Annotated in this window: 3 protein-coding genes and 1 pseudogene; 2 read left to right on the forward strand and 2 right to left on the reverse strand. The window is 44.9% G+C overall.

Annotated elements, in window-relative coordinates; translation table 11 throughout:
- Together PN470_RS19510 and cobO are read left to right on the forward strand one after the other, a co-directional pair.
- A pseudogene (locus tag PN470_RS19510) lies at positions 1–322 on the forward strand (Uma2 family endonuclease); the annotation flags it as partial.
- Between the two features lie 74 nt (positions 323–396).
- Positions 397–1002 (forward strand): cob(I)yrinic acid a,c-diamide adenosyltransferase, encoded by a 606-nt coding sequence (gene cobO / locus PN470_RS19515; protein ID WP_103111110.1) that lies wholly within the window; start codon positions 397–399, stop codon positions 1000–1002.
- Here cobO and PN470_RS19520 read toward each other — a convergent pair.
- Both PN470_RS19520 and map read right to left on the reverse strand, forming a co-directional pair.
- On the reverse strand, positions 999–2180 hold the full coding sequence (locus tag PN470_RS19520) for an aldo/keto reductase (protein ID WP_271938189.1): 1182 nt from the start codon (positions 2178–2180) through the stop codon (positions 999–1001). The two genes, cobO and PN470_RS19520, sit on opposite strands and share 4 nt — an antisense overlap.
- Positions 2181–2316: 136 nt before the next feature.
- A complete protein-coding gene (gene map / locus PN470_RS19525; RefSeq protein WP_016515073.1) occupies positions 2317–3081 on the reverse strand; it encodes a type I methionyl aminopeptidase in 765 nt (254 codons plus the stop codon).
- Positions 3082–3217: the final 136 nt, after the last annotated feature.

Genomic DNA, 3217 nt, shown 5'->3' on the forward strand with positions numbered 1-3217 from the left:
ATGGAGTGAAGAGTTAGGATTATATTTAGGCATATTTGACCGGAAACTGCGTTATTTTACCGTCGATGGTCAATTGGTTCCCACTCCCCAAGAAGCTGAATTACAGCAAAGACAAGCAAAGGAACAGATTCTTTTAGAAAAGGAACAGGAAAGACAGGCAAAAGAACAGGCTCTTTTAGAAAAAGAACAGGAACGACAGGCAAAAGAACAGGCTCTCCTAGAAAAAGAACAGGCTCTTTTAGAAAAAGAACAAGAACGACAAGCTAAGGAAAAATTAGCGGCAAAATTACGAGAATTAGGCATCAATCCCCAGACAATTTAGCCGGTTAAAATCTGCAAACAGCGATCGATAACCCCTTGAGTTACAATTATCTTGATTTGACTGGATAGACCCGAATGCAACTCACTCCCGAACAATACAAAGAAAAAATGCAGCGCCGCAAGGCAATCCAAGAAGAACGTTTAGCCGAAAAAATCGCTGAAAAAGGTTTAATTATCGTTAATACTGGCGATGGTAAGGGAAAAACCACGGCAGCCCTCGGTATGGTTTTACGTTCCCTCGGGCATGGTTACAAAGTGGCGGTGGTACAATTTATCAAAGGTGCTTGGGAACCTGCCGAACAAAAGATTTTTAGTGTTTGGGGGGAACAAATCGAGTTTTATGCAATGGGGGAAGGTTTCACCTGGGAAACTCAAGATAGAGAAAGAGATATAGAGAAAGCCGAAGAAGCATGGCAAAAAGCCCTAACTTTTCTCGAAAATCCCCAATATCAATTAATTTTACTCGATGAGATCAATATCGCCCTTAAATTCGGTTATCTGGATATTCAGGAAGTTATCGCTGGTTTAGCCCGAAAACCCGCTAATTGCCACGTTATTCTCACTGGTAGAGGAGCTTTACCCGAATTAATCGAGATAGCGGATTTAGTCACGGAAATGAAGTTAATTAAACATCCCTTTCGTCAACAGGGAGTGAAAGCGCAACCCGGCATCGAATTTTAACTACTGCTTAAGCGTTGTACCGTCTCTCCCGACAATAATCGATGAGTTTCAGCGAGAAGATGGGGAATTTGATCAGCGTGAGGACTAGCGGCTAAACAGGCAGTTAAATCGAGTTTTTCCACCTCTTTTGCCTGTTGACCCGGGAACCAATGACCCCCATTCCCCAAGAGATTGTATCTGGCCCTAGCAAAGTCAATCATATCGTAGGCGATAGCGAGATTGCGTAACCAGAGGATAGAAGGAATATTGATGTGATTGGGGGTATTTTCCCAGCTAGGTAAACCTAAAGACCAAGTTTTCACCCAATTATCGCCTAAACAGTTGATCATCTCTCCTTGCAATCTCTCGATAATTGCCGGTAAAATCTCCTCGGCCCGATCAAGTAAGGGTAAAGTTTTCAGGTGTTCATCAAAATCCTTGGCTCGCGCTGCACCAATACTCAGGGTATGAACAGCCGGATGACTGAGACAGAATAGGTCATTAAAAACCATCGGACTGAGAGGAAAACAGAGATTGACGAGCTTAGGGGGAGGATTGTAGAGATGGCCGCCCTTATCGGAGGGACTAATGATAAAAACGCCCATATCGTGCTGTTTTGCCGCTTCTATGGCCAGCCAGTTATTCTGAAAAATATAGTACCAGTGCAGATTGAGGTAATCGTAACAATTTGTTGCAATAGTCTTGACAATTACATCAGTTGGTGCATGGGTGGAGAAACCGATAAAACGAACTTTTCCCTGTTGCTGTAATTTTTTCGCCTCTTGCCAACAACCGCCCTCGGCCATAGTATCATCGAGAATTTCAGCGGTGTTGACGCCATGGATGCCCAACAAATCCACATAATCTAACCGTAAAAATTGCAGGGATTGCTCAAATTTACGGCGAAATTCCCGCACATCTTGACTAGGAGAAACTTTCGTCTGCACGATAATCTTATCCCTCGGTAGTTGCGGCAAAATTTTGCCTAATTGCATCTCGGAAGTGCCGTAACCCCTAGCGGTTTCGATGTGATTAATCCCCACTTCTAGAGATTTATTGATGATTGCCTCTAAATTGCCTTGATTCTCGTCGGGAATTTGCGACATCGGCACATCCTGCCACTGAAATCGATAGCGCATTCCCCCACAGGAAAACACCGGCATTTGTAGATTAGTGCGACCGAAACGACGATACTGCATATATTCAGTTATCAGTTATCAGTTATCAGTTATCAGTGGGGAGATGGGTGACCACTTCGTGCGCGTTGCGGGGGGTGATGGGGTATTAGTTGAAACTTCCCTATTTCCCCATTCTCCCATTCCCTGTTCCCTAAATTTAATCGGGTAAAGTGAGAATTTCGACACCGGTTTCAGTGACGGCAATGGTGTGTTCAAATTGGGCCGAAAGTTTACCATCTTTAGTAATAGCAGTCCAACCGTCTTTTAAGAGAATATGTTGCCAAGTACCCTCATTAATCATTGGTTCAATGGTGAATACCATGCCGGGGCGAATTGTTTTGCCTTTGCCGCGAATGCCGTAGTGGGGAACCTGCGGACCGGTGTGAAAAACATTACTGATACCATGACCGACAAAATTTCTAACCACTGAAAATCCTTGTTCTTCGGCGTATTCTTGGATAGCCGCGCCGATATCGCCGATTTTACCCCCCGGCTGCACTGCATCTATGCCTCTTTGCAGACATTCTCTAGTCACTTCTACTAACTTTTTCGCTAGGGGGGAGGGAGTACCGACAAAGAAAGTCTGGGAGGTATCGCCGTGATAACCCTCTAAAATCGGGGTGACATCGATGTTAATAATATCGCCGTCTTTAAGGATTTGAGCGGCGCTGGGGATGCCGTGACAGATAACCTCGTTAATGCTAGTACAGATAGACTTAGGAAAGCCATGGTATCCTAGGGGCGCACTTTTGGCTCCATGGGCGCGAGTCCAACGTTCTGCTTCGTCATTGATTTCTAGGGTACTTACCCCCGGTTTAACCATATCTGCCAGATGCTCTAAGAGTTTAGCTGCTAATCGTCCGGCTCGACGCATTTTTTCAATTTCCCGGGAGGAGAGTAAGGTGATGGTATCGTTGCCCATGAATTATCCGACTGTTAAGAAAGATTCTTGTTACATTTCTTATCCTAGCAAAATCGGGCAGCCTTATGGTTTCGGAAGTGGGGTGTAGGGAGTGGGGAGTGGGGTGTGGGGTGTGGGGTGTGGGGAGAATAAATAA

It is taken from the genome of Microcystis sp. CS-574 (assembly GCF_028329095.1).
Lineage (GTDB): Bacteria > Cyanobacteriota > Cyanobacteriia > Cyanobacteriales > Microcystaceae > Microcystis > Microcystis ichthyoblabe_A.